The sequence below is a fragment of the Streptomyces lunalinharesii genome (genome assembly GCF_039532155.1).
Taxonomy (GTDB): domain Bacteria; phylum Actinomycetota; class Actinomycetes; order Streptomycetales; family Streptomycetaceae; genus Streptomyces; species Streptomyces lunalinharesii.
On sequence record NZ_BAAARK010000013.1, the window covers coordinates 1 to 25,091 of the forward strand.

At 73.7% G+C, this 25,091-nt stretch carries 23 protein-coding genes; 8 read left to right on the plus strand and 15 right to left on the minus strand.

What is annotated here, in order from left to right; all coding sequences use genetic code 11:
- Positions 1-394 (minus strand): homocysteine S-methyltransferase family protein (locus ABD385_RS20555; RefSeq protein ID WP_344578510.1); only part of this gene is annotated, 394 nt, incomplete at its 3' end.
- Positions 395-632: 238 nt separating this feature from the next.
- Between ABD385_RS20555 and ABD385_RS20560 the strand changes: the two genes are divergently transcribed.
- From ABD385_RS20560 to ABD385_RS20585, 6 genes are all read left to right on the plus strand, one after another.
- Complete coding sequence (locus tag ABD385_RS20560; RefSeq protein ID WP_344578144.1) at positions 633-1,397, plus strand: IclR family transcriptional regulator; 765 nt, start codon at positions 633-635, stop codon at positions 1,395-1,397.
- A 226-nt stretch (positions 1,398-1,623) separates the two neighbouring features.
- A complete protein-coding gene (locus tag ABD385_RS20565; protein WP_344578146.1) occupies positions 1,624-2,412 on the plus strand; it encodes an MIP/aquaporin family protein in 789 nt (262 codons plus the stop codon).
- Between the two features lie 46 nt (positions 2,413-2,458).
- The gene (gene glpK / locus ABD385_RS20570; protein ID WP_344578147.1) at positions 2,459-4,015 is read left to right on the plus strand and encodes a glycerol kinase GlpK; all 1,557 of its coding nucleotides are present in this window, start codon (positions 2,459-2,461) and stop codon (positions 4,013-4,015) included.
- 13 nt (positions 4,016-4,028) lie between these two features.
- The gene (locus ABD385_RS20575; protein WP_344578149.1) at positions 4,029-5,633 is read left to right on the plus strand and encodes a glycerol-3-phosphate dehydrogenase/oxidase; all 1,605 of its coding nucleotides are present in this window, start codon (positions 4,029-4,031) and stop codon (positions 5,631-5,633) included.
- A 240-nt stretch (positions 5,634-5,873) separates the two neighbouring features.
- Positions 5,874-6,971: an LLM class flavin-dependent oxidoreductase gene (locus ABD385_RS20580; RefSeq protein ID WP_344578150.1), complete on the plus strand. Its 1,098-nt coding sequence runs from the start codon at positions 5,874-5,876 to the stop codon at positions 6,969-6,971.
- Positions 6,972-7,071: 100 nt separating this feature from the next.
- On the plus strand, positions 7,072-7,743 hold the full coding sequence (locus tag ABD385_RS20585; RefSeq protein ID WP_344578152.1) for a FadR/GntR family transcriptional regulator: 672 nt from the start codon (positions 7,072-7,074) through the stop codon (positions 7,741-7,743).
- A gap of 27 nt (positions 7,744-7,770) precedes the next feature.
- Here the strand turns inward: ABD385_RS20585 and ABD385_RS20590 are convergent, their stop codons facing one another.
- The 8 genes from ABD385_RS20590 to ABD385_RS20625 all read right to left on the minus strand — a co-directional run bounded on the left by ABD385_RS20590 (position 7,771) and on the right by ABD385_RS20625 (position 16,663).
- Positions 7,771-8,556, minus strand: a complete 786-nt coding sequence (locus ABD385_RS20590) for an SDR family oxidoreductase (protein WP_344578154.1) — start codon at positions 8,554-8,556, stop codon at positions 7,771-7,773.
- Positions 8,557-8,712: 156 nt separating this feature from the next.
- Positions 8,713-9,573: an amidohydrolase family protein gene (locus tag ABD385_RS20595; RefSeq protein WP_344578156.1), complete on the minus strand. Its 861-nt coding sequence runs from the start codon at positions 9,571-9,573 to the stop codon at positions 8,713-8,715.
- A gap of 38 nt (positions 9,574-9,611) precedes the next feature.
- A complete protein-coding gene (locus ABD385_RS20600; RefSeq protein ID WP_344578157.1) occupies positions 9,612-10,613 on the minus strand; it encodes an aldo/keto reductase in 1,002 nt (333 codons plus the stop codon).
- Between the two features lie 12 nt (positions 10,614-10,625).
- Complete coding sequence (locus ABD385_RS20605) at positions 10,626-11,657, minus strand: ABC transporter permease (RefSeq protein WP_344578159.1); 1,032 nt, start codon at positions 11,655-11,657, stop codon at positions 10,626-10,628.
- Complete coding sequence (locus ABD385_RS20610; RefSeq protein ID WP_425585442.1) at positions 11,654-13,423, minus strand: sugar ABC transporter ATP-binding protein; 1,770 nt, start codon at positions 13,421-13,423, stop codon at positions 11,654-11,656. The genes ABD385_RS20605 and ABD385_RS20610 overlap by 4 nt, the downstream gene beginning before the upstream one ends.
- Positions 13,420-14,463, minus strand: a complete 1,044-nt coding sequence (locus ABD385_RS20615; protein ID WP_344578160.1) for a sugar ABC transporter substrate-binding protein — start codon at positions 14,461-14,463, stop codon at positions 13,420-13,422. The genes ABD385_RS20610 and ABD385_RS20615 overlap by 4 nt, the downstream gene beginning before the upstream one ends.
- Positions 14,464-14,552: 89 nt before the next feature.
- Entirely contained in the window at positions 14,553-15,335 is a 783-nt protein-coding gene (locus ABD385_RS20620; protein WP_344578161.1) for an SDR family NAD(P)-dependent oxidoreductase, read from the minus strand.
- Positions 15,332-16,663, minus strand: a complete 1,332-nt coding sequence (locus tag ABD385_RS20625; RefSeq protein ID WP_344578163.1) for an enolase C-terminal domain-like protein — start codon at positions 16,661-16,663, stop codon at positions 15,332-15,334. The genes ABD385_RS20620 and ABD385_RS20625 overlap by 4 nt, the downstream gene beginning before the upstream one ends.
- Positions 16,664-16,974: 311 nt before the next feature.
- Between ABD385_RS20625 and ABD385_RS20630 the strand changes: the two genes are divergently transcribed.
- Positions 16,975-18,090 (plus strand): PAC2 family protein, encoded by a 1,116-nt coding sequence (locus ABD385_RS20630; RefSeq protein ID WP_344578164.1) that lies wholly within the window; start codon positions 16,975-16,977, stop codon positions 18,088-18,090.
- A 113-nt stretch (positions 18,091-18,203) separates the two neighbouring features.
- On the opposite strand, the gene mshC is transcribed toward ABD385_RS20630, so the two are convergent.
- From mshC to ABD385_RS20650, 4 genes are all read right to left on the minus strand, one after another.
- On the minus strand, positions 18,204-19,433 hold the full coding sequence (gene mshC / locus ABD385_RS20635) for a cysteine--1-D-myo-inosityl 2-amino-2-deoxy-alpha-D-glucopyranoside ligase (RefSeq protein WP_344578166.1): 1,230 nt from the start codon (positions 19,431-19,433) through the stop codon (positions 18,204-18,206).
- 168 nt (positions 19,434-19,601) lie between these two features.
- Complete coding sequence (locus ABD385_RS20640) at positions 19,602-20,507, minus strand: SCO1664 family protein (protein ID WP_344578168.1); 906 nt, start codon at positions 20,505-20,507, stop codon at positions 19,602-19,604.
- Entirely contained in the window at positions 20,471-21,061 is a 591-nt protein-coding gene (locus ABD385_RS20645) for a DUF3090 domain-containing protein (protein ID WP_016570982.1), read from the minus strand. The genes ABD385_RS20640 and ABD385_RS20645 overlap by 37 nt, the downstream gene beginning before the upstream one ends.
- Before the next feature lie 126 nt (positions 21,062-21,187).
- Positions 21,188-21,883, minus strand: a complete 696-nt coding sequence (locus tag ABD385_RS20650) for a histidine phosphatase family protein (RefSeq protein WP_344578169.1) — start codon at positions 21,881-21,883, stop codon at positions 21,188-21,190.
- A 71-nt stretch (positions 21,884-21,954) separates the two neighbouring features.
- On the opposite strand from ABD385_RS20650, the gene corA reads away from it, so the two are divergent.
- Positions 21,955-22,947: a magnesium/cobalt transporter CorA gene (gene corA / locus ABD385_RS20655; RefSeq protein ID WP_344578171.1), complete on the plus strand. Its 993-nt coding sequence runs from the start codon at positions 21,955-21,957 to the stop codon at positions 22,945-22,947.
- Between the two features lie 22 nt (positions 22,948-22,969).
- Here the strand turns inward: corA and ABD385_RS20660 are convergent, their stop codons facing one another.
- Both ABD385_RS20660 and ABD385_RS20665 read right to left on the minus strand, forming a co-directional pair.
- Positions 22,970-23,758, minus strand: coding sequence for a ferritin-like domain-containing protein (locus ABD385_RS20660; RefSeq protein WP_344578174.1), 789 nt, complete (start codon positions 23,756-23,758; stop codon positions 22,970-22,972).
- Between the two features lie 261 nt (positions 23,759-24,019).
- Positions 24,020-25,075 carry an LLM class F420-dependent oxidoreductase gene (locus ABD385_RS20665; protein ID WP_344578176.1) on the minus strand — a complete coding sequence of 352 codons (1,056 nt, stop codon included), beginning with the start codon at positions 25,073-25,075 and terminating at the stop codon, positions 24,020-24,022.
- Positions 25,076-25,091 lie beyond the last annotated feature (16 nt).

Here is a 25,091-nt window from a genome sequence, read left to right on the forward strand (position 1 = left end):
TCGAACCCAACACGAACCGCTGCTGCCCCGTGGACGCGGTGAACTCATCCGCCACCTCCCGCGCGATCGCCGCACCGGCCTGCGACAGCTCGAACACCCGCTCGGCAATGTCGTACTCCGCCAACGCAGCGAAGTTCGCACCGAAGGTGTTGGTCTCCACACAGTCCACACCCACCGCGAAATACTCCTCGTGCACCGAACGCACGATGTCCGGCCGGGTGAGGTTGAGGATCTCGTTACAGCCCTCCAACTGCTCGAAGTCCTCCATGGACGGATCCTGCGCCTGCAACATCGTGCCCATCGCACCGTCGGCAACCACGACCCGGGAAGCAAGCGCTTCACGGAACGCGGAGACGCGGGACGAGGTGGTGGACGAGGGCGTATTCGAAGCCATGGAGGTGCTCCCGTGGTTGCGACGGCTGTCGGCTTTGCACCCCTCCTGAAGGGGGCGCACCTGGCCAGCGTAGCTTCCGGGCCGGGACAGGTGTTCCCCATTCCACGGCGTGGACAGCGGTTCCCGAGCGCGGCTCGGTCCGTTATCCATGATCGTCGAAGGCCCGGCCCACTCCCCACGGTCGGCATGGGCCGATATCGTTCAGCATTGTCGAACCAGATACTTCGGAGGTCGCCCGATGGCACGCACCATCCAGTCGCTGGAGCGAGCAGCCGCGATGCTGCGGCTGCTCGCGGGGGGAGAACGGCGACTGGGCCTCTCCGACATCTCCTCCTCCTTGGGGCTGGCCAAGGGGACCGCCCACGGCATCCTGCGCACGCTCCAGCAGGAGGGCTTCGTGGAGCAGGACCAGACGTCCGGTCGCTACCAGCTCGGCGCCGAGCTGCTGCGGCTGGGCAACAGCTACCTGGACGTCCACGAGCTGCGGGCCCGCGCCCTGGTGTGGACCGACGACCTGGCCCGGTCCAGCGGGGAGAGCGTCTACCTCGGCGTCCTGCACCAGCAGGGCGTCCTGATCGTGCACCACGTCTTCCGCCCCGACGACAGCCGGCAGGTGCTGGAGGTCGGCGCGATGCAGCCGCTGCACAGCACGGCGCTGGGGAAGGTGCTGTCGGCCTACGACCCGGTGGCGCACAGCGAGGTCGTGGAGACCGACCGGGAGGCGTTCACGCCGCGGACCACGACCGGCCTGGCGGACTTCGAGACGGTGCTGGACCTCACACGGGCCCGCGGCTGGGCCGCGGACGTGGAGGAGACCTGGGAGGGCGTGGCCTCGATCGCCGCGCCGATCCACGACCGGCGGCGGATGCCGGTGGGTGCGGTGGGGGTCACGGGGGCCGTGGAGCGGGTCTGCCGAGACGGCGAACTGCGGCCGGAAATCGTCGCTGCTGTGAGGGATTGCGCACGTGCGGTCTCTCGTGACCTGGGCGCAGGGCGATTCTGACCGCTTATGCCCCAAATGTTCACCTAAGTTTTTCGCCATAGAACCCTTGACGAGGTCTGGGAGGTAAATAAAACTGCCGTTCGTCGGTCGGCATTGCCGAACACCTAACGGCAATAAGCGTTATGGTGTGGACTGCCGCCGGCCGACCAACGCCCTCTCGGAGGGTGCGGACCACCGGAGGGACCCGGGGTTCGCCTTCCCCTGGACGAAGGACAAAGGAGTCGCGGTGTCCAGCTCCGACATCTTCATCAGCGAGACCATCGGTACCGCTGTTCTGGTCTTGATGGGCGGTGGTGTCTGCGCCGCCGTCACCTTCAAACGCTCCAAGGCGTTCAACGCCGGATGGGTCGCCATCGCCTTCGGGTGGGGCTTCGCCGTCCTGACGGGTGCCTACATCGCCGCCAAGTCCGGCGCGCACCTCAACCCGGCCGTCACCATCGGCATCGCGATCAAGGGCGGCATCGAGTGGAGCCAGGTGCCGGTGTACTTCGCCGGTGAGCTCTTCGGCGCCCTGATCGGTGCGGTCCTGGTGTGGCTGGCCTACTACGGACAGTTCCGGGCGCACCTGACCGACCCGGAGGTGCTGGCCGGTCACAACGGCGAGGAGGGCATGGTCGACCCGGCCGCCGCTCCGAAGGCCGGCCCGGTGCTGGGCATCTTCTCCACCGGCCCGGAGATCCGGAACGTGGTGCAGAACCTCGTCACCGAGATCATCGCCACCATCGTGCTCGTGCTGGCGATCCTCACCCTCGGGCTGAGCGACAACGGCAAGGGCGTGGGCGCGATCGGCACGCTGCTGGTCGCCCTGGTCGTCACCGGCATCGGCCTGTCCCTGGGCGGTCCGACCGGGTACGCGATCAACCCGGTCCGCGACCTCGGTCCGCGCATCGTGCACGCGCTGCTGCCGCTGCCGAACAAGGGTGGTTCCGACTGGGGCTACGCCTGGATCCCGGTGGTCGGCCCGCTGATCGGCGGTGCCCTCGCCGGGGGCATCTACCAGTTGGCGTTCGCCTGACCCGCCCCGTCCACCCCGCCGCCCGCACCGAACCTTGGAGCACACCATGAGCGACACCCCCAGCACCTCCTCGCACGGCCACGGTCCGTTCATCGCCGCGATCGACCAGGGCACCACGTCCAGTCGCTGCATCGTCTTCGACCGGGACGGCCGGATCGTCTCGGTCGACCAGAAGGAACACGAGCAGATCTTCCCCAAGCCGGGCTGGGTCGAACACGATGCGGTCGAGATCTGGGCCAACGTCCAGCAGGTCGTCGAGGGCGCCATCGACAAGGCCGCGCAGAGCAACCCCGGCTTCACCCCGGCCGACGTCAAGGCGATCGGCATCACCAACCAGCGCGAGACCACCCTGCTCTGGGACAAGAACACCGGTGAGCCGGTCCACAACGCCATCGTCTGGCAGGACACCCGCACCGACGGGCTCTGCCGGGAGCTGGGCCGCAACGTCGGCCAGGACCGCTTCCGCCGGGAGACCGGCCTGCCGCTGGCCTCGTACTTCGCCGGACCGAAGATCCGCTGGCTGCTGGACAACGTCGAGGGGCTGCGCGAGCGCGCCGAGCGCGGCGAGATCCTCTTCGGCACCATGGACTCCTGGGTCATCTGGAACCTCACCGGTGGCGTCAACGGCGGTCGGCACGTCACCGACGTGACCAACGCCTCGCGCACCCTCCTGATGAACCTGCACACCCTGCAGTGGGACGAGAAGATCCTCACGTCGCTGGACATCCCGGCGGCCCTGCTGCCGGAGATCCGCTCCTCCGCCGAGGTCTACGGCACCACCGTCGCCGGAGTGCTCGAGGGCGTCCCGGTCGCCTCCGCGCTCGGCGACCAGCAGGCCGCGCTCTTCGGCCAGACCTGCTTCGCCGAGGGCGAGGCCAAGTCCACCTACGGCACCGGCACCTTCATGCTGATGAACACCGGCCACCAGCCGGTGAACTCCTACAACGGGCTGCTGACCACGGTCGGCTACCGGATCGGCGACGAGCAGCCGGTCTACGCCCTGGAGGGCTCGATCGCCGTCACCGGCTCGCTCGTCCAGTGGATGCGCGACCAGATGGGGCTCATCAACAGCGCGGCCGAGATCGAGACGCTGGCCAGCACCGTCGAGGACAACGGCGGCGCCTACTTCGTGCCGGCCTTCTCCGGCCTCTTCGCCCCCTACTGGCGCTCGGACGCCCGCGGCGTCATCGCCGGCCTGACCCGGTACGTCACCAAGGCGCACATCGCCCGTGCCGTCCTTGAGGCCACCGCCTGGCAGACCCGCGAGATCACCGACGCCATGACCAAGGACTCCGGTGTCGACCTGACCGCACTCAAGGTCGACGGCGGAATGACCTCCAACAACCTGCTGATGCAGACCATCTCGGACTTCCTGGACGCCCCCGTGGTGCGCCCGATGGTCGCCGAGACCACCTGCCTCGGCGCTGCCTACGCGGCCGGTCTGGCCGTCGGCTTCTGGTCCAGCACCGACGAACTGCGCGCCAACTGGCGTCGGGCCGCCGAGTGGACCCCCCGCATGGACGCGGCCATCCGTGACCGCGAGTACAAGAACTGGCTCAAGGCCGTTGAGCGGACCATGGGCTGGCTCGACGACGAGAGCTGATGAGGAGCACATCATGAGCACCCTGCAGAGCGTCCCGGCCCTCGGGACGCACCCGGCCGCCGGTTCCCTGCCGAGCCGCGCCGAAACCCGGGAGCAGCTGTCCAAGGCGACGTACGACCTCCTGGTGATCGGCGGCGGCATCCTGGGCATCTCCACCGCCTGGCATGCCGCGCAGGCCGGACTGCGGGTTGCCCTGGTGGACGCCGGCGACTTCGCCGGCGCCACCTCCTCCGCGTCCTCCAAGCTGCTGCACGGCGGTCTGCGCTACCTGCAGACCGGCGCGGTCAAGCTGGTCGCGGAGAACCACTTCGAGCGGCGCGCGGTCTCCCGCCAGGTGGCCCCGCACCTGGCCAACCCGCTCACCTTCTACCTGCCGGTCTACAAGGGCGGCCCGCACGGCGCGGCCAAGCTCGGCGCGGGCGTCTTCGCCTACTCCGCGCTGTCCGCGTTCGGTGACGGCGTCGGCCACGTCATAAGCCCGGCCAAGGCCCAGCGGGACGTGCCGGAGCTGCGCACGGAGAACCTCAAGGCCGTGGCCGTGTACGGCGACGACCAGATGAACGACTCCCGGATGGCGCTGATGACCGTCCGTGCGGCGGTCGAGGCCGGCGCCACGGTCCTCAACCACTCCGAGGTCACCGGCCTGCGCTTCACCCAGGGCCGGGTCACCGGTGCCGAGCTCAAGGACCGCCTGGACGGCAGCGAGTTCGGCGTCAACGCCCGCCTGGTGCTCAACGCCACCGGCCCCTGGGTGGACCACCTGCGCAAGCTGGAGGACCCCCACGCGGCCCCCTCCATCCGCCTGTCCAAGGGCGCGCACCTGGTCCTCAAGCGCACCGCCCCCTGGAAGGCCGCACTGGCCACCCCGATCGACAAGTACCGCATCACCTTCGCCCTCCCCTGGGAGGACATGCTGCTGCTCGGCACCACCGACGAGGAGTACGAGGGCGACCCGGCGGACGTCTCGGTCACCGAGAAGGACACCGCCCAGATCCTGGACGAGGCCGCCTTCTCCGTCCGTGACCAGCAGCTCTCCCGCGACCTGATCACCTACTCGTTCGCCGGTCTGCGGGTGCTGCCCGGCGGCCCTGGCAACACCTCCAAGGCCAAGCGCGAGACGGTGGTCACCGAGGGCAGCGGCGGGATGCTGTCGGTGGCCGGCGGCAAGTGGACGACCTTCCGGCACATCGGCCGCACGGTGATGAACAAGCTCGCCGCGCTGCCCGGCCACCCGCTGGCCGAGGACATGGAGCCGATCTCGCAGCTGCCGAAGAAGCTCCCGCTGCCCGGCATCGCCAACCCCAACGCGGTCGCCCACCGGCTGCTGGTCGACGGCGGCACCCCCGGCCCCCGGATGGCCGCCGACACCGCGCGGCACCTCGCCACGCACTACGGCTCGCTGTCGTTCGACATCGCCCGGCTGGCGAACGAGGACGCCGCGCTGGCCGAGCGGATCCACCCGGACGCCCCGGAGATCTGGGCGCAGGTCGCCTACGCCCGGGACCACGAGTGGGCCGAGACCGTCGACGACGTGCTGCGTCGCCGCACCACGCTGACCATCCGCGGCCTGGACACCGAGGACGTGCGGGCCCGCGTCAAGGGCATGTTGGAGGGCTGACGGTCCCCCGGTCGAGGGATCGGTGAACGGCGGTGGGGCGGTCGGCGACCGCCCCACCGCCCATTTGCGGAGCACCGCGCGGCGCGCGTCCCGGACGGGGCGCGCGCCGCGGTGCTTCCCGGCACGGTGCCACGGCGCCGACACACCGCGGCAACGTCCGGCGCGCACAGTGGGAGGACCCGCCGGCGGGCCGGCAGTGCGCCCGTCCGCCCGGCCGGAACCCCACGCCGGAAGGACACCATGCGATTCTCCGTGCTCTCCCTGATCGGCCACGCACCGCACCCGCTGACCGGTCGCCTGCCCGCCCCCGCCGACCGGTTCGCGGAGGTCGTCGAGACCGCCGTGGCGGCCGAACGGCTCGGCTTCGACGCGTACGCGGTCGGTGAACGGCACGCCGGGCCGTTCCTGTCCTCCAGCCCGTCGGTGGTGTTGGGGGCGTTGGCCGCCCGGACCTCCCGGATCCGGCTGCTGACCGGGGTGACCGTCGTGGCGATCCTCGACCCGGTGCGGGTCGCCGAGGACTACGCCACCCTCAGCCAGCTCGCCCGCGGCCGTCTCGAACTCGTCGTCGGCAAGGGCGCGGAGGCCGGCCACTTCGACCTGTTCGGGCTCGACGAGGCGCGCCAGTGGGACCTCCAGGCCGAGAAGTACGCGCTGCTGCGCCGGCTGTGGAGCGAGGAGCACGTCGACTGGTCGGGCGAGTTCCGGCCGCCGCTGAAGGACGTGACGACCGTGCCGCGCCCGTACGGCGGTGTGCCGCGGATCTGGCACGGCTCGGCCACCAGCCGCAACTCCCCCGAGCTCGCGGCGCAGCACGGCGATCCGCTGTTCACCGCCAACGCCGTCCAACCGCGGGCCGCGTACGCCGAGTTGATCGCGCACTACCGCGAGCGGTTCGCCGCGTACGGCCACGATCCGGCGCAGGCCCGGGTGGCCGCCGGCTCCGGCGGGCTGCTGCTCGCCGACAGCGAGCGGGCGGCGATCGCCCGCTACAAGGACCTCTACGAAGCGAAGGTCGCCCAGACCTTCCGGCCGGACCTGGCCGGCAAGGCCGGGTACAACACCCCGTTCCGCACCATCGAGGACGCCATCGCGAACGGTCCGCAGCTGATCGGCTCGCCGCAGCAGGTCATCGACAAGATCCTCGGCTACCACGCGGTGTACGGGCACGACCTCCAGTCGATCAGCGTCGACGGCTTCGGCCTGGAGCACGGCGAGCAGTTGGAGACGTTGCAGCGGTTCGCCGAGGAGGTCGCCCCGGTGGTCCGCCGCGAGGCGCCCAGCACGCTGTGGGAGGAACCGGCGGGCGGGAACGGGGCGGCCGGGGGCGGGCACTGACCGGGGCCCGCGGGTCATAATGCCCCAGACATCGGATGTCTGGGGTCGCGCCCTGCGGCGCCCTGCGGCGTCCGGGCGGGTCCGGACGGGGAGGGCGGCCATGGCGGTCACCGACGAGGCCATCGAGAAGATCAAGGGGATGATCGTCTCCGGTGCGCTGCGGCCGGGCGACCGGCTGCCCAGGGAGAGCGAACTCGCCGCGGAACTGGGCCTGTCGCGCAACTCCCTGCGGGAGGCGGTGCGCGCGCTGGCGCTCATCCGGATCCTGGACGTCCGCCAGGGCGACGGCACCTACGTCACCAGCCTGGACCCGCAACTCCTGCTGGAGGCGATGAGCTTCGTGGTGGACTTCCACCGCGACGACACGGTGCTGGAGTTCCTCGCCGTGCGCCGGATCCTGGAGCCGGCCGCCACCGGTATGGCGGCCGGCCGGCTCCCGACGGCCGAACTCGACGCTCTCCAGGCCGCGTTGGACGCGCTGGGTTCCGAGCCGTCGCTGGAGGACCTGATCGCCGGCGACCTGGAGTTCCACCGTCGGATCGTCGCCGCGGCCGGCAACGCGGTGCTCTGCTCCCTGCTGGACGGCCTGTCCGGGCCGACCACCCGCGCCAGGATCTGGCGCGGGCTGACCCAGGAGGGCGCGGTCGCCCGCACCCTCGCCGAGCACCGGGCGATCCTCGGGGCGTTGCGCGACGGGGACGCCGAGGCAGCGCGGGCCTGGGCGACCGTGCACGTCGCCAGCGTGGAGCAGTGGCTGCGGGCCTCGTTGTGAGGGTTCGGGGAGGCCCGCAGCCGGCGCTCAGGCCGCGAAGCCGCCGTCGACGGCGAGCGCGGCGCCGGTGACGTACCGGCCGCCGTCGCCCGCCAGGTGGGCCACCATCGACGCCACGTCCGCCGGCTGCCCGTAGGTGCCGAGCGACGTCAACTGGGCCTGGAGGGCGGCGCCCGCGCCGTCCGCGGGGTTCATGTCGGTGTCGATCGGGCCCGGGAGGACGAGGTTGACGGTGATGCCGCGCGGCCCCAACTCGCGGGCCAGTGCCTTGGTCAGGCCGCCGAGCGCGGCCTTGCTGGTGGCGTAGAGGGAGCCGCCGGGGAAGGCCGCCCGTTCGGCCATGCAGCTGCCGATCGAGATGATCCGGCCACCCTCGGTCAGGTGGGCGGCGGCGGCCTGGGCGGCGAGGAAGGGGGCTCGGACGTTGAGCGCCAGCACCCGGTCCACGTCGTCGAGCGCGATCCCCTCGAAGGGGGCCACGACGCCGGCGCCCGCGTTGTTGACGAGGACGTCCAACCGTCCGAACCGGTCGGCCGCGGCGGCGACCGAGGCCCGCACCGCCTCCGGGTCCGCGCCGTCCGCCCGGACCGCCCAGGCCCGCCCGCCGGCCCGCTCGATCTGCCGGACGACCTCGGCGGCCAGGTCGTCCCGGTGCTGGTAGGTCAGCGCGACCGCCGCCCCGTCGGCCGCCAGCCGCACCGCGATCGCCGCACCGATGCCCCGGCTGCCGCCGGTCACCAGGGCCGCCTTGCCGGACAGGGGGCCGGTGCCGGGCACCGGGGTAGCGGACGCCGTGGTCGTCGCCATCGTCATCACCTTCGTCTCACGTTCCTCTTCGAGCCGTGCGTCGTACCGTGTTGGTGCGGTAGCGGTTGAAAGGCGATGGTTCCTGGCCCTTTACGCGCTTCCGCCGCGGTACGGCTCGATCCTCCGGCAGCGCGGTGGGCGGTGCTGGCGGAATCCGGACGCCTAGGACGCTTGTGACGGGCCGGACCGGGGCCGGGCGTCGAGGCCGTAGACGCGGGTCGCGGTGGCGCCGAAGACCGCGGCGCGTTCCGGGCCGGTGAGGTGGTCGGTGGCGGCCTCGGCGAGGGCGACGACGTCCCCGTAGCCGGCGGCCAGGGTGCAGACCGGCCAGTCGGAGCCGAACATCACCCGCTCCGGGCCGAACGCGTCCAGGACGTGCCGGGCGTACGGCAGCAGCTGCGCCGGCCGCCAGGCGTGCCAGTCGGCCTCGGTGACCAGGCCGGAGAGCTTGCAGGTGACGTTCGGGAGGCGGGCGAGGGCGGTGAGCGCGGCCGCCCAGGGCTGCCACGTGCCGCGGGCGACCGCCGGTTTGCCGGCGTGGTCCAGGACGAAGGACAGCTCCGGCAGGGCCCGCACGGCGGCCTGGGCGGCGGGCAGTTGGCGCGGGGTGACCAGCAGGTCGTAGACGAGTCGGTGGGCGGCGAGGGTGCGCAGGCCGCGCCGGACGTCGGGGCGGGCCAGCCAGTCCGGGTCGGGTTCGTCCTGGACCTGGTGGCGCAGGCCGACGAGCCCGGCGGGCCGGGCCGCGAGCGCGTCCGGCAGGCCGGCGGCGGTGAGGTCGGCCCAGCCGACGACGCCGCGCACCGGCCCGTCCCCGGCGGCCAGGGCGAGGAGTTCGACGGTCTCCCGCCAGGAGGCCGAGGACTGGACCAGGACGGTGCCGGCGATGTGGTGCGCCGCGAGGTGCGGGGCGAGGTCGGCCGGGGCGTAGCTGCGGCGGATCGGGTCGGCCCAGGGCCCGTCCATCCAGGGCTGGGCGCGGCGGCCGAGGTCCCACAGGTGGTGGTGGGCGTCGATGCGCATCGGGGCGGCTCCCGGTGGTCGGTGCGGCGGGCGGGGCGTCAGGCGTCCGGTGGCAGCGGCAGGTCGGGGGCGAGCAGCCCGTGGGCGACGAGGGCGCGCCAGAGGCCGGGCGGAACGGGGTGGCGGAACAGGGCCGCGTTCTCGGCCGCCTCGTCGGGCGAGGCGGCGCCGACCACGGCCGCGGCGACGGCCGGGTGCCCGAACGGGAAGCGCAGCGCGGCGGCCTTGAGCGGGACGTCGAACGCGGCGCACACCGCGGCGAGTCGGCGCGCCCGGTCGAGGACCGCGGGCGGTGCGGGGGCGTAGTCGTAGGGGGCGCCGGGGGTCGGGTCGGCGAGCAGGCCGGAGTTGTAGACCCCGCCGACCACCACCGAGGTGCCGCGCCGGGCGCACACCGGCAACAGGTCCCTGGCGGCGGTCTGTTCCAGCAGGGTCCAGCGGCCGGCGCAGAGCACCACGTCCACGTCGAGGTCGGCGACCAGGCGGGCCAGGACGCCGCTGTGGTTCATGCCGAAGCCGATGGCGCGGACGGTGCCCTCGGCGCGGAGTTCGGCCAGGGCCGGGTAGCCGGTCTCGTAGACCTCGCGGAGGTGGTGTTCGACGTCGTGGAGGTAGACGACGTCGACCGCCCGCACGCCGAGGCGGGTCAGGGACGCCTCCAGGGTGGCCCGGATGCCGGCCCGGGTGAGGTCGCGCACCCGGGCCCGGGCGGGGGTGGCCACGAAGCCCTCGTCGGACGGCCGTTCGCCGGGGGCGAGCGGGCGCAGCCGGCGGCCGACCTTGGTGGACAGTACGTAGCCGGCCCGGTCGAGGCCCCGCAGCGCCCGGCCGAGGCGCTCCTCGGACAGGCCGACGCCGTAGTGCGGGGCGGTGTCGAAGTAGTGGGCGCCGGTGGCCAGGGCGGTACGGACGACGGCCCGGGCGCGCGCCTCCGGGACGGCGCGGTAGAGGTTGCCCAGGGGTGCGCAGCCCAGGCCCAGCGGGGGGACGGTGACGTCGCTGCGGCCGAGTCGGCGTGGCCCGTGGGGCGGTCGGCTCATCGTGGCGGCCCGTCAGTCCTGCTTCTCGCCGCTGGTGAAGCGGGAGACGATCAGCGCGAGAAGGATGATCGCGCCGTTGAGGAACTGCGTCCACAGTGGCGGCACCCCGCCCAGGGTCATCACGTTGATGACGAGTTGGAGGGTGAGGACGCCGGTGAGCGCCCCGAAGAGGGTGCCGCGGCCGCCCTTGAGGCTGATGCCGCCGATCACCGCGGCGGCGAACACCTGGAAGATCCAGCCGCTGCCCTGACTGGCGGAGACCGCACCGTAGTGGCCGGTGTAGAGGATGCCGGCGAAGGCCGCGAGGACGCCGGCGAGGACCAGGACGGTCCAGGTGATCCGGTCGGTGCGGATGCCGGCCGCCCGGGCCGCCTCCGGGTTGCCGCCGATCGCGTAGAGGGCGCGGCCGTGCCGGAGGTAGCCGAGCGCCGCACCGCCGAGGGCGAAGAGGGCCAGGCAGATCCAGACGGCGGCGGGGACGCCCAGCCAGGCGGTCCGGCCCAGGTAGCCGAAGGAGTCCGGGACGTCGCTGAGGGAACGGCCCTCGGAGAGGCCGACCTGGAGGCCGCGCAGCATGGTGAGCATGCCGAGGGTGGCGATGAAGCCGTTGACCCGCAGCCGGAGGATGAGGAAGCCGTTGGCGGCCCCGATGGCCGCGCCCACGGCCAGGCAGAGCGGTACCGCGCTCCAGGAGGGCAGCAGCCCCAGGCCGGCGAACCGGGTGCCGTGCGCGGGCAGCACCAGCCACAGGGCTACCACCGGTGCCAGGCCGATGGTCGACTCCAGCGACAGGTCCATCCGTCCGCTGATCAGCACCAGCGCCTCGCCGAGCACCAACAGGCCCAGTTCGGTGGACTGTTGGACGACGCCGATGAGGTTGTCCTCGGTGAGGAAGGCGGGCGAGACGACGAAGCCGACGACGCCGAGGAGCAGGATCACCGGGACGAGCGAGAGGTCCCGCCAGCGGCCGGCCACGGTCCGGGGGCGGCGCACCGGGCGGGCCGGCGGCGCCTCGGCGGTCGGTGGTGCCGTGGTGTCGGTCATGGCGCGGTCCCTTCCGTCGCGGGGGCGGGCGGTGCGGGGGCGTCCGATGCAGGGGCGTCCGGCGCGGGGTCCGATGCGAGGTTCGGCGCGGTGGGCGGTGCGGTGGGCGGGTCGGGAGTGGCGGGGGTGGCGGGGGTGGCGCCCGCCATGGCGGCCAGCAGCTCCGCCTCGTGCCAGCCGCGGCGGAACTCCGTCCGGGTCCGGCCGCGGACGACCGTCACCACCCGGTCGCAGATCCGCAGGTCGGCCGGCTCGTCGGAGACGACCAGCGCGCCGCGGCCGTCGTCGGCGACCTGTCGCACGACGCCGAGCAGGGCCTCCTTGGAACGGACGTCCACGCCGTTGGTCGGGCGGACGGCTACCAGGACGGCGGGGTCGCGGGCCAGCGCGCGGGCGACCACCACCTTCTGCTGGTTGCCGCCGGAGAGCCCGGCGACCGGCTGGTCGGGCCCGGTGGTCTTGATGTCCAGCGCCGCGATCATCCGCCGGGCGAAGGCGCGGGTCCGGGCCGGCAGGACGATCCCCCACGGGCCCAGGTGCGCGGTGACGGTCAAGGTGGCGTTCTCGGCGACGCTGCGGCCGGGGACCAGTCCCTCGCGGTGCCGGTCCTCGGGAACGTAGCCGATGCCGGCGTCCAGGGCGTGCGGCACGCTCCCGGGGCGGACCGGCCGGCCGCGGACGGTGATCCGCCCGGCCTCGGGGGTGCGCAGTCCGGCGAGCGCCTCGGCGACCGCGGTGGTGCCGGCGGCCGCGGCGCCGGCCAGGCCCACCACCTCGCCGGCCCGCACGGTCAGGTCGAGCGGCCCGAAGTGCCCGCGCAACACCAGCCCTTCGGCCCGCAGCAGCGGCTCCCCGGCGGCGGGCCCGGCGGTGGACGCGGTGGCGGGCCCGGCGGTGGACGCGCCGACCCGGGTCGGCGACGGCTCGGGCCGGCCGGGGCTCCGGCGCCCGGTCTCCTCCCCCGCCATCGCCGCCACCAGCGCGTCCTCGCCGAGTGCAGCGACCGGCGCGGTCAGCACCCACCGCGCGTCCCGCAGGACTGTAACGGTGTCACAGAGCGCATGGACTTCCTGGAGGTGGTGCGAGATGAACAGGAACGCCACTCCCTGGGCGCGCAGTTCCCGCACCTTGCCGAAGAGCCGGGCGATGCCGGCCGCGTCCAGCCGGGCGGTGGGCTCGTCCAGGATGATCAGCCGGGCGCCGCGCGACAGGGCCCGGGCGATCTCCACGAACTGGCGCTGCTCGACGCCCAGTTCACCGAGCCGGGCGGCCGGGTCGACGTCCACGCCGTAGCCGGCGAGCAGGTCCCGGGCCCGGGCGCGCACCGACCGCCACCGCAGGACCGGCCCGCCGGGGAAGTGGTTGAGGAAGAGGTTCTCCGCGACCGTCAGGCCGGGCACCGTCATCGACCGCTGGTGGACGCAGGCGACCTGGCGCTGCCAGGCGGCGGGGTCGCCCCAGCCGGGCGCCGCGGCCCCGCCGAAGCTGACCCGCCCGGCGTCCGGCCGGACCAGCCCGGTCAGCACCGACACCAGCGTCGACTTGCCGGCGCCGTTGCGGCCGACCAGGGCGTGCGCCTCGCCGGCCCGCACGGTCAGCCGCACGCCGTCGAGGGCGACGGTGGGCCCGTAGCGCTTGACGAGGCCCTCGGCGTGCACGGCCGGGGGCGCCCCGGAGGCCGCCGCTCCGGACGCCGGCGGTTCGGGCGCCGGCTCTTCGGGCGCCCGCCGCTCGGGCGGCGGGCCACCGTGGGCGGCGGCCGTCACCTGCCGGGCTCCGTCTGATTGGCCCACAGGTGCGGGTCGTCGACGTTGTCCTTGGTCACCAGCGGCGCGGGGAGCTGGTCCTCCAGGCCGTTCTTGATCCGCACGATGGTCGAACCGTGGTCGGTGGGCCCGGGCCGGAAGGTCTTGCCGGCGAGCGCCGCCCGGGCGTAGTACAGGGCGTATGCGGCGTAGCGGTCGGCGGGCTGGGAGAGGGTGGCGTCCAGGGTGCCGGCCCGGATGGCGGCCAGTTCCTCGGGGATGCCGTCGTTGGAGACGAGGGTGAGGTGGCCCGGCGTCCCGGCCGGTTTGAGCAGTCCGCGCTGGCGCAACAGGGCCAGCACCGGCTGGAGGAAGGCCCCGCCGGCCTGGAGGTAGACGCCGTCGAGGTCCGGGTGCTGGGCCAACAGGCTCTGGAGCTTGGCGGAGGCGACCTCGCCCTTCCAGTCCGTGGCCAGTTCGTGGACGGTGATCCCGGGGAACTTCCGCCGCATGCAGGACGCGAACGCCTCAGAACGGTCCCGGCCGTTGATCGAGCTGAGGTCGCCCTGGAGTTCGGCGACCCGCCCGTGCCCGCCGAGCCGCGCGCCGAGGTACGCGCAGGACCGTTCCCCGTAGGCCCGGTTGTCGGCCCGGACGACCATGTAGACCGGGCCGTCGTCGGGGCGGGTGTCGACGCTGACGACCGGGATCCGCTTGGCGGCCAGGCGGCGGAGTTCGGCGGTGATGGCGCCGGTGTCCTGCGGGGCCATCACGATCGCCCGGGCGCCCTGGGCGGTCAGCGCCTGGACGTCGGAGACGACCTTGCCGACGTCGTTCTGCGAGTTGGCCAACGGGAGCGCGGACGGGCCGCCGTGGGCCAGGTCCGCCTCCAGGTACTGCTGGTAGGAGTTCCAGAAGTCGGTGTCGGTGCGGGGCACGTCGATGCCGATCCGGCCGGCGGCGGCGCTGCCGCGGTTGCAGCCGGTCAGCGCGGCCAGGACGGCCAGGGCGAGCGCCGCGGCGCCGGCCGCCGCCCCGGTGGTGCGGGTGCGCTGTCTCATGGGTGGTCCCTCGCGTCGGGTCGGTGGTCCCTCGGTCGTGGTGGTCCGGGCGGACCGGGCGGCCCGCGGCGGGCGTCCGGCGCGGCGGCTCAACCGGCCGGCCGGGGCCGCAGCCCCTGCATCCCGCCGTCCACGGCCAGCGCGGTGCCGGTGATGCCGGAGGCGGCCGGGGACGCCAAGTGGACGATGGCCGCGGCGACTTCGGCCGCGGTGACCATCCGCCCCATGGGTTGACGGGCGTTCAGCGCGGCCCGTTCGGCCGCCGGGTCGTCGGCCCGGTCGAGCAGCCGGGCGACCCAGGGCGTGTCCGCGGTGCCGGGGTTGACGCAGTTGACCCGGATGCCCTCCCGCAGGTGGTCGGCGGCCATCGCCAGGGTCAGCGCCAGCACCGCCCCCTTGCTCGCGCCGTACAGCGCCCGCCGGGGCAGTCCGGCGGTGGCGGCGATGGAGCAGGTGTGCGTGATGGAGACCGCCCCGGGCGCCGCGGCCGCGGCCCGCCGCAGGTGCGGCAGCGCGGCCCGGGCGGTGCGCACCAGCCCCAGCACGTTGACGTCCAGGACGTGCTGCCACTCCTCGTCGTCGTTGTCCGCCACGGTGCCGACGGCGCCGGTCCCGGCGTTGCCGACGAGGGCGTGCAGGGCGCCCAGTTCCGCCACCACCACCGCGACCGCGGCCCGCACACCGGCGTCGTCGGTGACGTCCGCGGCGATCTTCAACGCCCCGGCCGGCGCCCCCGAGGGGTCGCGGTCCACGACGGCGACCCGGGCGCCGCGGGCCAGCAGCAGCGCAGCGGTGGCCGCCCCGATGCCCGAGCCACCGCCGGTGACCAGGGCCGCCAGCCCCGCGAAGTCCTGCGCGACGGGCCCGCTCATGCCGGCACCCCCGCGTCCCGGCGCGCACCGCGGGCCCGCCACACCGGCCCGTCGGGGTACCGGTACGCGGCCAGCGACGCCGGCGCCATCCGGGCGGAGAACCCGGGGGCGGCCGGTGCGCGGTAGCGGCCGCGGGCGACGACCACCGGATCGGTGAAGTGCTCGTGCAGGTGGTCGACGTACTCGATCACCCGGTCCTCCCAACTCCCGGACACCGCCACGTAGTCGAACATCGCCAGGTGCTGCACCAGCTCGCACAGCCCCACGCCACCGGCGTGCGGGCACACCGGCACCCCGTACTTCGCGGCCATCAGCAGCACCGCCAGGTTGTCGTTGACCCCGGCCACCCGGGCCGCGTCGATCTGTACGAAGTCCACCGCGCCGGCCTGCAACAGCTGCTTGAACCCCACCCGGTTGGCGACGTGCTCGCCGGTGGCGACCTTCACCGGCTGCCCGGCGCGCACCGCGGCGTGCCCCAGGACGTCGTCCGGGCTGGTCGGCTCCTCGATCCAGTGCGGGGCGTAGGGCGCCAGCGCGGTCATCCAGCGGACCGCCTCGGCCACCTCCCAGCGCTGGTTGGCGTCGACCGCGATCCGCACGCCGGGGCCGACCGCGGCCCGGACCAGCCGCAGCCGCCGCAGGTCGTCGTCGAGGTCGGCGCCCACCTTCAGCTTGATCTGCGCGAAGCCGTCGGCCACCGCTTCCTCGGCGAGCCGGACCAGGGTGGCGTCGTCGTGGCCGAGCCAGCCGGGCGAGGTGGTGTAGGCGGGGTAGCCCTCGGCCTGGAGGCGGGCCGTGCGCCCGGCCCGGCCGGGCTCGGCGGCCCGCAGCAGGGCCAGCGCCTCGGCGGGCGTCAGCGCGTCCGCGAGGTAGCGGAAGTCGACCAGCCCGACCAGCTCTTCGGGCGTCAGGCCGGCCAGGAACTCCCAGACCGGGCGGCCGGCCCGGCGCGCGGCGAGGTCCCAGGCCGCGTTGACCACCGCCCCGGCGGCCATCTGCGCCACCCCCTTCTCGGGGCCGAGCCAGCGCAGCTGGGAGTCGTGGGTGAGGGCGCGGTGCAGCGCCCCGAGCCGGCCGACGGTGACCGGGGCGGGGTGGCCGACGACGTACGGGGCCAGGGCCCGCACCGCGGCGGCCACGACGTCGTTGCCGCGTCCGAGGGTGAAGCACAGGCCGTGGCCGTCCGACCCGTCGGCGGTGCGCAGCACGACGTAGGCGGCGGAGTAGTCGGGGTCGGGGTGCATCGCGTCCGAACCCTGGAGCCGGTCGGAGGTGGGGAAGCGGACGTCGTGGACCTCCAGCCCGGTGACGGTGTCGGTTCCGGCCATGGGCACGCCCCCTGGGGATGTCGTGTCACGCGCAGGTCGCGGGAGAACATCGGACCTTTCCCGGTCCTCCGATGTATAGCCCCGCCCCGAAGACCGCGTCCATACCCCGTACCCGAATCCGCCGGGACGGCCAGGGTGGTTGACCGATCTGCCCCCCACCCCACCGCACAACACCTCGGACCTATCCGTACACGCGCTCGCAAAGGGGCTGCGGATCGGTACCCCGGACGCCGTAGTCTTGGGGACGCACGCAACGGAACTGCAGCCGGCGGCCGCCCCAGGCGGTCGGGCCGGCCGGAAGGAGGGGCTGGGTGATCGAGCTGGAGGGGGTGCCCGAGCTGATCGACCCGGTCATGGTGGCCGCGTTCGAGGGCTGGAACGACGCCGGCGATGCCGCCTCCGCCGCGGTCGCCCACCTGGACCGGGAGTGGAAGGGCGAGGTCTTCGCCGCGCTGGACGCGGAGGACTACTACGACTTCCAAGTGAACCGCCCGACGGTCTTCCTGGAGAACGGCGTCCGCAAGATCACCTGGCCCACGACGCGGCTCTCGGTCGTCCGGATCGCGGACGCCGACGGCAAGGGCAACCCCCGCGACCTGGTCCTGGTCCGCGGCATCGAGCCGAGCATGCGCTGGCGCTCGTTCTGCAACGAACTCCTCGGCTTCGCCCACGAGTTGGGCGTCGAGATGGTGGTGGTGCTGGGTTCCCTGCTGGGCGACACCCCGCACACCCGGCCGGTGCCGGTCAGCGGGGTCACCTCCGACGCCGACGTGGCCCGCCGGCTGGACCTGGAGGAGTCCCGCTACGAAGGCCCCACGGGCATCGTCGGCATCCTCCAGGAGGCGTGCACGCACGCCGGCGTCCCGGCGGTCAGCCTGTGGGCCGCGGTGCCACACTACGTCTCCCAGCCGCCGAACCCCAAGGCCACCCTCGCCCTCCTCAACCGCCTGGAGGACCTGCTCGACCTGCGGATCCCGCTCGGCGAGCTGACCGAGGACGCCCGCGCCTGGCAGCTGGGCGTGGACCAACTCGCCGCCGAGGACAGCGAGGTCGCCGAGTACGTCCAGTCGTTGGAGGAGGCCCGGGACACCGCCGAGCTCCCGGAGGCGTCCGGCGAGGCCATCGCCCGCGAGTTCGAGCGCTACCTGCGCCGCCGCGACCCGCAGGACGGCCCGGGGGTGGCGACCGAGGGCGGCCTCGCCGACGGTCGGGACGCCTCGTACCTCCGCGACACCGCCAGCGGCCGCACCCGTCCCCCGCGCGCCACGCCCAAGGAGCCGCGCGAACCCCGGGCGTCGGACGACGCCGCGCCCCCGACGGCACCCGGCGCCCCGGAGACCGGCGAGGACGCCGACGAGCCGGGCCAGGGACCGGACGACGGTCGCACCACCGGCGACGGCCCGCCGGAACCCGGCACCGAGGACTGACCGGCCGCCCGGCCCGCCCCGCGCGGGCCGCCGGCGGGCCGGCCACGACGAAGGGGCGCCCCCGCCATCCGGCGGGGGCGCCCCTCACGCGATCCGGTCGCGGCCGGGCGTCCTTACAGCGCCACGCCCAGCAGTGCGTCCACCGCACGGGAGACGAGGCCGGGCGCGCCCTCGTCCGTGCCGCCGCCGTCCTGCTGGCCGGCGGCCCAGCGGTCCACCGCGGCCAGCGCCGCCGGCGCGTCCAGGTCGTCGGCGAGCGCCGCGCGGACCTCCTCCAGGAGCGCCTCCGCCGGCGGCCCGTCGGGACGGGAGACCGCGGACCGCCAGCGCGCCAACCGGGCCTCGGCCTCGGTGAGCTCCGCGTCGGTCCACTCCCAGTCGCTGCGGTAGTGGTGGGCCAGCAGCGCCAGACGGATCGCGGCCGGGTCGGTGCCGGCGCGCCGCAGCGCGGAGACGAAGACCAGGTTGCCCTTGGATTTGGACATCTTCGCGCCGTCCAGGGCCACCATGCCGGCGTGCACGTACGCCTGGGCGAAGGGGTGCTCGCCGGTCAGGGCCTGGGCGTGCGAGGCGCCCATCTCGTGGTGCGGGAAGGCGAGGTCGGAGCCGCCGCCCTGGACGTCGAAGCCCATGCCGAGGTGCTCCAGGGCGATGGCGACGCACTCGATGTGCCAACCGGGCCGGCCGCGGCCCAGCGAGCCGCCGTCCCAGCTCGGTTCGCCGTCGCGGGCGGCCATCCACAGCATCGGGTCGAGGGGGTTCTTCTTGCCCTCGCGGTCCGGGTCGCCGCCGCGCTCGGCGGACAGCAGCCGCATGGTCGCGGCGTCCAGGCCGGAGACCTCGCCGAAGTGCGCGTCGGACGCGACCGAGAAGTAGACGTCGCCGTCCAGCTCGTAGGCGGCACCGGCGTCGCGCAGCCGCTCCACCAGCGGCACGATGCGGGGTATCGCCTCGACGGCGCCTATGTAGTGGCGCGGCGGCAGCATCCGCAACGCCGTCATGTCCTCGCGGAACAGGGCGGTCTCGCGCTCGGCGAGCACGGTCCAGTCGTCGCCGGTCGCCACCGCCCGCTCCAGCAAGGGGTCGTCGACGTCGGTGACGTTTTGCACGTAGTGCACCTGACGCTTCGTGTCGAGCCACACGCGCTGAACGAGGTCGAACGCGTTGTAGGTCGCCGCGTGCCCCATGTGGGTGGCGTCGTACGGCGTGATGCCGCAGACGTAGATACGGGCGACGGGACCGGGGGCGAGGGTTACCCGTCCGCCGGTCGCGGTGTCGTGGATCCTCAGGTCGCGGCCCTGACCGGGCAGGGCGGGGACCTCAGAAGCGGGCCATGCATGCATGCCTTGAGCGTAACCGGACGGATGTTCCGCATACGAACCGGAGGGGGCTCTCTGGCCGGAAAGGCGGTCTTGTGTTCCGCGGCCGGATGTGCCAGGCGCGAGCGGCAGCACGTGCGCCAGCCGCTCCGGTGGAGCCGGCGCGGGCACCGGGGCCCGGTGGCGCCGGGCTCAGACCGGCGGCCACGGAATGGCCGGCCACTCCCCGCTCGGCTCCGGATGCCGCCCGCTGCTCAGCAGCCCGTCCACCCGCGCCCGCAGCGCCGCCAGCTCGGCGTCCGTGATCAGTTCGGCCAGCCGGGCGCCGAGCGGCGCACCGTCCGCCAGCTCGGTCCGCACCCCGCGCAGCACCGTCAGCGCCTCGTCGGTCAGCGGCTCCCCGGCCCAGCCCCACAGGAGCGTGCGCAGCTTGTCGGCCGCGTTGAACGTCACACCGTGGTCGATCGCGAAGAAGGCGCCGCCGGCACCGGGAAGCAGGTGGCCGCCCTTGCGGTCGCCGTTGTTGATCACCGCGTCCAGGACGGCCAGCCGGCGCAGCCGCGGGTGGTCGGCGTGGACCAGCAACGCGGTGCGGCCCGCGCCGATCTCCGCCGGCCCGACCGCCTTCCACCCCGGCGCCGGCTCGTCCTCCGCGACCAGCGCCAGCAGCTCCGGCACCACGTCGCCGTCCCCGGGCGGCGCTATCCACTCCTGGACCATGCCCGTCCCGTAGGGGCCGTCCCGCAGCACCGTGGTGGGGATCAGGTCCCAGCCACAGGCCCGGGAGACCTCGTACGCGGCGACCTCGCGCTGGGCGAGCGTGCCGTCCGGGAAGTCCCACAGCGGGCGCTCGCCGCGGACCGGCTTGTAGACGCAGGCGGCGCTGCGTCCGTCGAGCGCGACGGTGCAGTACAGCACGGCGTTGGAGGCGTCCTGGATCTGGCCGCGGACGGTCAGCTCGCCCTCGGCGAGCAGCGCCGGCGCCAGGCTGCCGACGGGCTCCGCCGGGGTGGTGGGGGCGGCGTCCGGGCCGGCCGGTTCGACGGTGGGCTCCATGGGGCTCAGGCGTCCCGCCGGTATCCGTTCTGGCGCGGGCATACGTGTCCCTCCGGATCGAGCGGCAGGCTGCACAGCGGGCACGGCGGGCGGCCGGCGTTGACGACGTCCAGGGCCCGCTTGGCGAACGCCCGGGCCATGGTGCCGGTCAACCGCACCCGCAGCATCGGCGGGCCGTTCTCGTCGTCCTGGAGCAGCCGCTCCTCGGCGTCGGCGAGGTCCTCGTCGCTGTCGGCCTCCAGCTCGACCAGCGCCTGGGCCTCGACGATCATCCGCTCGTCCTCGCCGTCCCAGGCCAGCGCCATGGTGCCGACCCGGAACTCCTCCTCCACCGGCGACTCCAGCGGCGCGGTGTCGGTCATCTCGGACGGCGAGACGGCGGGCACCGGGGCGCTGCCGCCGCTGCGCCGCACCACCTCGTCCAGCAGTTCGTCGATCCGCTCGGCGAGCGCCGCCACCTGCGTCTTCTCCAGGGCGACGCTGGTGGTCCGACCGCCCGCGGTGGCCTGGAGGAAGAAGCTACGGCGGCCAGGCAGCCCGACCGTACCGGCCACGAAACGGTCCGGTAGGTCGTAGAAGAACACCTGACGGGACAACGTCCTGCTCCGATTGTGTCGACTGCTGGGTCAGCGCGGGTGCTGCGGTCGCGGTGACCCGGCGGGGTACTGCGCGGATCACACGGGCGTCGCAGCGCCGCCGCACCACCCTACTGCGCCGGCTGATCACGCTGCGCCCGCACCGCCCCCGACGGCCGCGTCCCGCTCGCTCCCCGCCCCGCCGTCCGCACGGGGCAGCAGCGACGCGAGGTCACCGGTGTCGCCCAGCCGCACCAGGTAGGGGCGGAGCCGGGTGTAGCGGATCACGGTCACCGAGCACGGCTCGACGGAGATCCGCTGGAAGAGGTCCAGGTGCATGCCGAGCGCGTCCGCGACCAGGGACTTGATGATGTCACCGTGCGAGCACATCAGATAGGTCGCCTCGGCGCCGGCCCGCTCCTCGACGCGGGCGTTCCAGTCCCGCACCGCATGCACCGCGCGGGCCTGCATCTCCCGCATCGGCTCGCCGCCGGGGAAGGCGGCCGCGGAGGGGTGCTGTTGGACGGTCTCCATCAGCGGCTCGTCGGTCAGCTCGGCGAGCTTGCGGCCCGACCAGTCGCCGTAGTCGCACTCGGTGATCCGTTCGTCGGTCTCCAGGCGCAGCTCGGGACGGTCGGCCAGCAGCGGCGCCAGGGTCTCCAGGCAGCGCTGGAGCGGGCTGGAGACGGCGGCGGCCAGCGGGACTCCCGCGAGCCGGGCGGGCAGCGCCGCGGCCTGCGCGGCGCCGCGCTCGTCGAGGGCGACGCCGGGGGTCCGACCGGCGAGTATCCCGGAGGTGTTGGCGGTGGAGCGGCCGTGCCGCACCAGGATCAGCGTGGGCATGACCGCAACCCTAGGGCAGGCCCCCGGCAACTGGCTCGCTTCCCTGGCAGGGGCCCCGGCGACGGGCGAGAATGCCTGGTGTGATCGTGGACTGCGCCATCTACCGCGAGGGCCGCCGCAGCGAGTGCGCGACGGACTTCTCCCGCGCGCTGGACGCGGCCCGGGCGGAGGGCCACTCCTTCCTGTGGCTGGGCATGCACGAGCCGACCCAACACGAGTTCGACCAGGTCAGCAGCGAGTTCGGCCTGCATCCGCTGGCCGTGGAGGACGCCCTGAAGGCGCACCAGCGGCCCAAGCTGGAGGTCTACGACGACTCGCTGTTCATGGTGCTGAAGCCGATCACCTACGACGTCACGGCCGACACCGTGACCGCCTCGGAGCTGATGCTCTTCGTCGGCGACTCGTTCGTGGTCACCGTCAGGCACGGCACGGCCAGCCCGCTGGCGACGGTCCGGCAGCGGTTGGAACGGCACCCGGAGATCCTCCGGCACGGCCCCGGCGCGGTGCTGTACGCGGTCAGCGACGCGGTGGTGGACCACTACCTGGAGGTCGCCGGCGAACTCCAGGTGGACATGGAGGAGTTGGAGGCGGAGGTGTTCGCCCCGATCCGCCGGGAGACCCGGAACACCGCCGCGCAGATCTACGCGTTCAAGCGCGAGGTCCTCGAATTCCGCCGGGCCACCGTGCCGTTGGTCGACCCGATGAGCCGGCTGCAGGACACCCGCGTGCCGTTCATCCACGACCACGCCCGGCCGTTCTTCCGGGACGTCGACGACCACCTCACCCGCGTCAACGAGTCGGTGGAGGGCCTGGACCGGCTGCTGTCGGACATCCTCGCCGCCCATCTGGCGCAGATGGGAGTCCGGCAGAACGACGACATGCGCAAGATCTCGGCGTGGGCGGCGCTGGCCGCGGTGCCGACGCTGATCGCCGGCATCTACGGCATGAACTTCCACGACATGCCGGAACTGTCCTGGTCGCTGGGCTATCCGACGATCCTGCTGCTGATGGCCGTCATCGAGGTGTCGCTCTACCGGTTGTTCAAGCGCCGCGGCTGGCTGTGAGGCGCCCGGCCCGGCACGCCGGTCAGGCCGACTCCGGTGCGGTGGTGGCCGGACCGCCCAGCGCGTCGCGCCGCTCGGGCATGGCTAGGCGGACCATCCGCCGCCAGCCGAGCAGCCGCTCGTAGCCGTAGTGGACCGTGATCCCGGCCGTGAGCAGCGCGGACTTCAGCGGCCGCCAGCGCAGCAGGCGGCCCATGTGCGCCATGACGGCCAGGCTGACGTCCCGGTGCACGGCGATCTCCGCGAGCGCGCACTCCCGAAGGCTCCGCTGGATGGTCCGCCCGTGCCCGGCCCGGGCCAGGCGCAGCAGCTCCTCGTGGCAGTAGGCGAGGTGGTTCTCCTCGTCGCGGCAGATCATCGTGACCGCCCGGCCGACCTCGGGGTGGTCGCCGAAGAACCTGCGCAGCAGCAGCATCTGCTCGGCCGCGCGCTGTTCGGTGACCCGGCTGTGGGCGAGGTAGGTGATGACGTCCCGTTCGGTGAGCGGCTCCTCGCGGTGGAGCTTGGCGTGGGCCAGTCCGACGCCGCGGCGCTCCAGCAGCACGGTGTAGTCGGTGGCCGCCGGGACCTCGACGGGCGTCAGGCCGCGCTTGCGAAGAAGGGCGTGGAAGATCCGGCCGTGCTTGTCCTCGTCGGCGCCGTGCCGGGCGACCTTGGGCGCCAGCGCGCGCTGGGACGTCGGGAGCAGCGCGGCGATCCGGCCGTTCTCCCAACCCCCTTGGGCCTCTCCGCTGGCCGCGATGGAGCAGAAGAGGCGGTAGGAGGCGTCGTTGTCGACGATCTCCTGGAACAGGCTCCTGGCCGAGAACATCAGCGTCACCTCCGAACGGACACGCCCGTAATCGGAAAGCCAAATACCGTGTTCCGGCGCGGGCAACCGGGGGCGGTGCCCCGTGCGCCCGTTCGCCTGACCGGGTCGACGCCGGGCCCGTAACCCGCCTGCGGCTGAGCCGTTGAGTTCGTGACGGCCGTGGCGGGGAAGACCCCCGAGCCCCCACCACGGCCGCAGTGCTCCCCGACAGGCCCGGTGCCCAGGCACCGGGCCTTCGCGCGTCCCGGACGTCGGGGGGGGTTACGCCAGGCCGGCGCGCTCCAGCGCCTCGACGCCCGCACGCAGCGAGGCCACCCGCTCGTCGAGGGTGAAACCGGCCGGAGCGAGCGTCAGGGTGGTCACGCCGACCGCCGCGTACGCCTGCATCCGCTCGGCGATCCGGTCGACCGAACCGAGCAGGGTGGTCTGGTCGATGAGCCGCTCGGGGATCGCCGCGGCGGCGCCGGCCTTGTCACCGGACAGGTACTTGTCCTGGATCTCGGCGGCCTCCTTCTCGTACCCCATCCGCTGCGCCAGCTGGTTGTAGAAGTTCTGCTTCCGGCTGCCCATGCCGCCGACGTACAGCGCGGTGTACGGGCGGAACTGGTCGGCGAGCGCGCTGACGTCCGCGTCCGCGCCGACCGCCAGCGGGAGGGTGGGGCAGACGTCGAAGCCGTCCATCGTCGCGCCGGCCGCCTCCCGGCCCGCCCGCAGGTGGCCAAGGGCGGTCTCCTCCAGGTGGTCGGCGGAGGGGAAGATCAGCAGCGCGCCGTCGGCGATCTCACCGGTCTGCCGGAGGTTCTTGGGCCCGATCGCGGCGATGTAGAGCGGGATGTGCTCGCGCTGCGGGTGGACGGTGAGCTTGAGCGGCTTGCCCGGGCCGTCCGGCAGCGGGAGCGTCCAGTGCTGGCCCTCGTAGGACAGCCGCTCGCGGGTCATCGCCTTGCGGACGATCTCCACGTACTCACGGGTGCGGGCCAGCGGCTTGTCGAACTTCACGCCGTACCAGCCCTCGGAGACCTGCGGGCCGGAGACGCCCAGGCCGAGCCGGAAGCGACCGCCGGAGAGCGAGTCCAGGGTCGCCGCGGTCATCGCGGTCATCGCCGGCGTGCGGGCCGGGATCTGGAAGATCGCCGAGCCGACGTCGATCCGCTCGGTCTGCGCGGCCACCCAGGACAGCACCGTGGGGGCGTCGGAGCCGTACGCCTCGGCCGCCCAGCAGACCGCGTAACCGAGGCGGTCGGCCTCCTGCGCCACCGCGAGATTGTCGGAGTCCATGCCGGCGCCCCAGTAACCGAGGTTGATGCCAAGCCTCATACCGCTCCCCTTACCC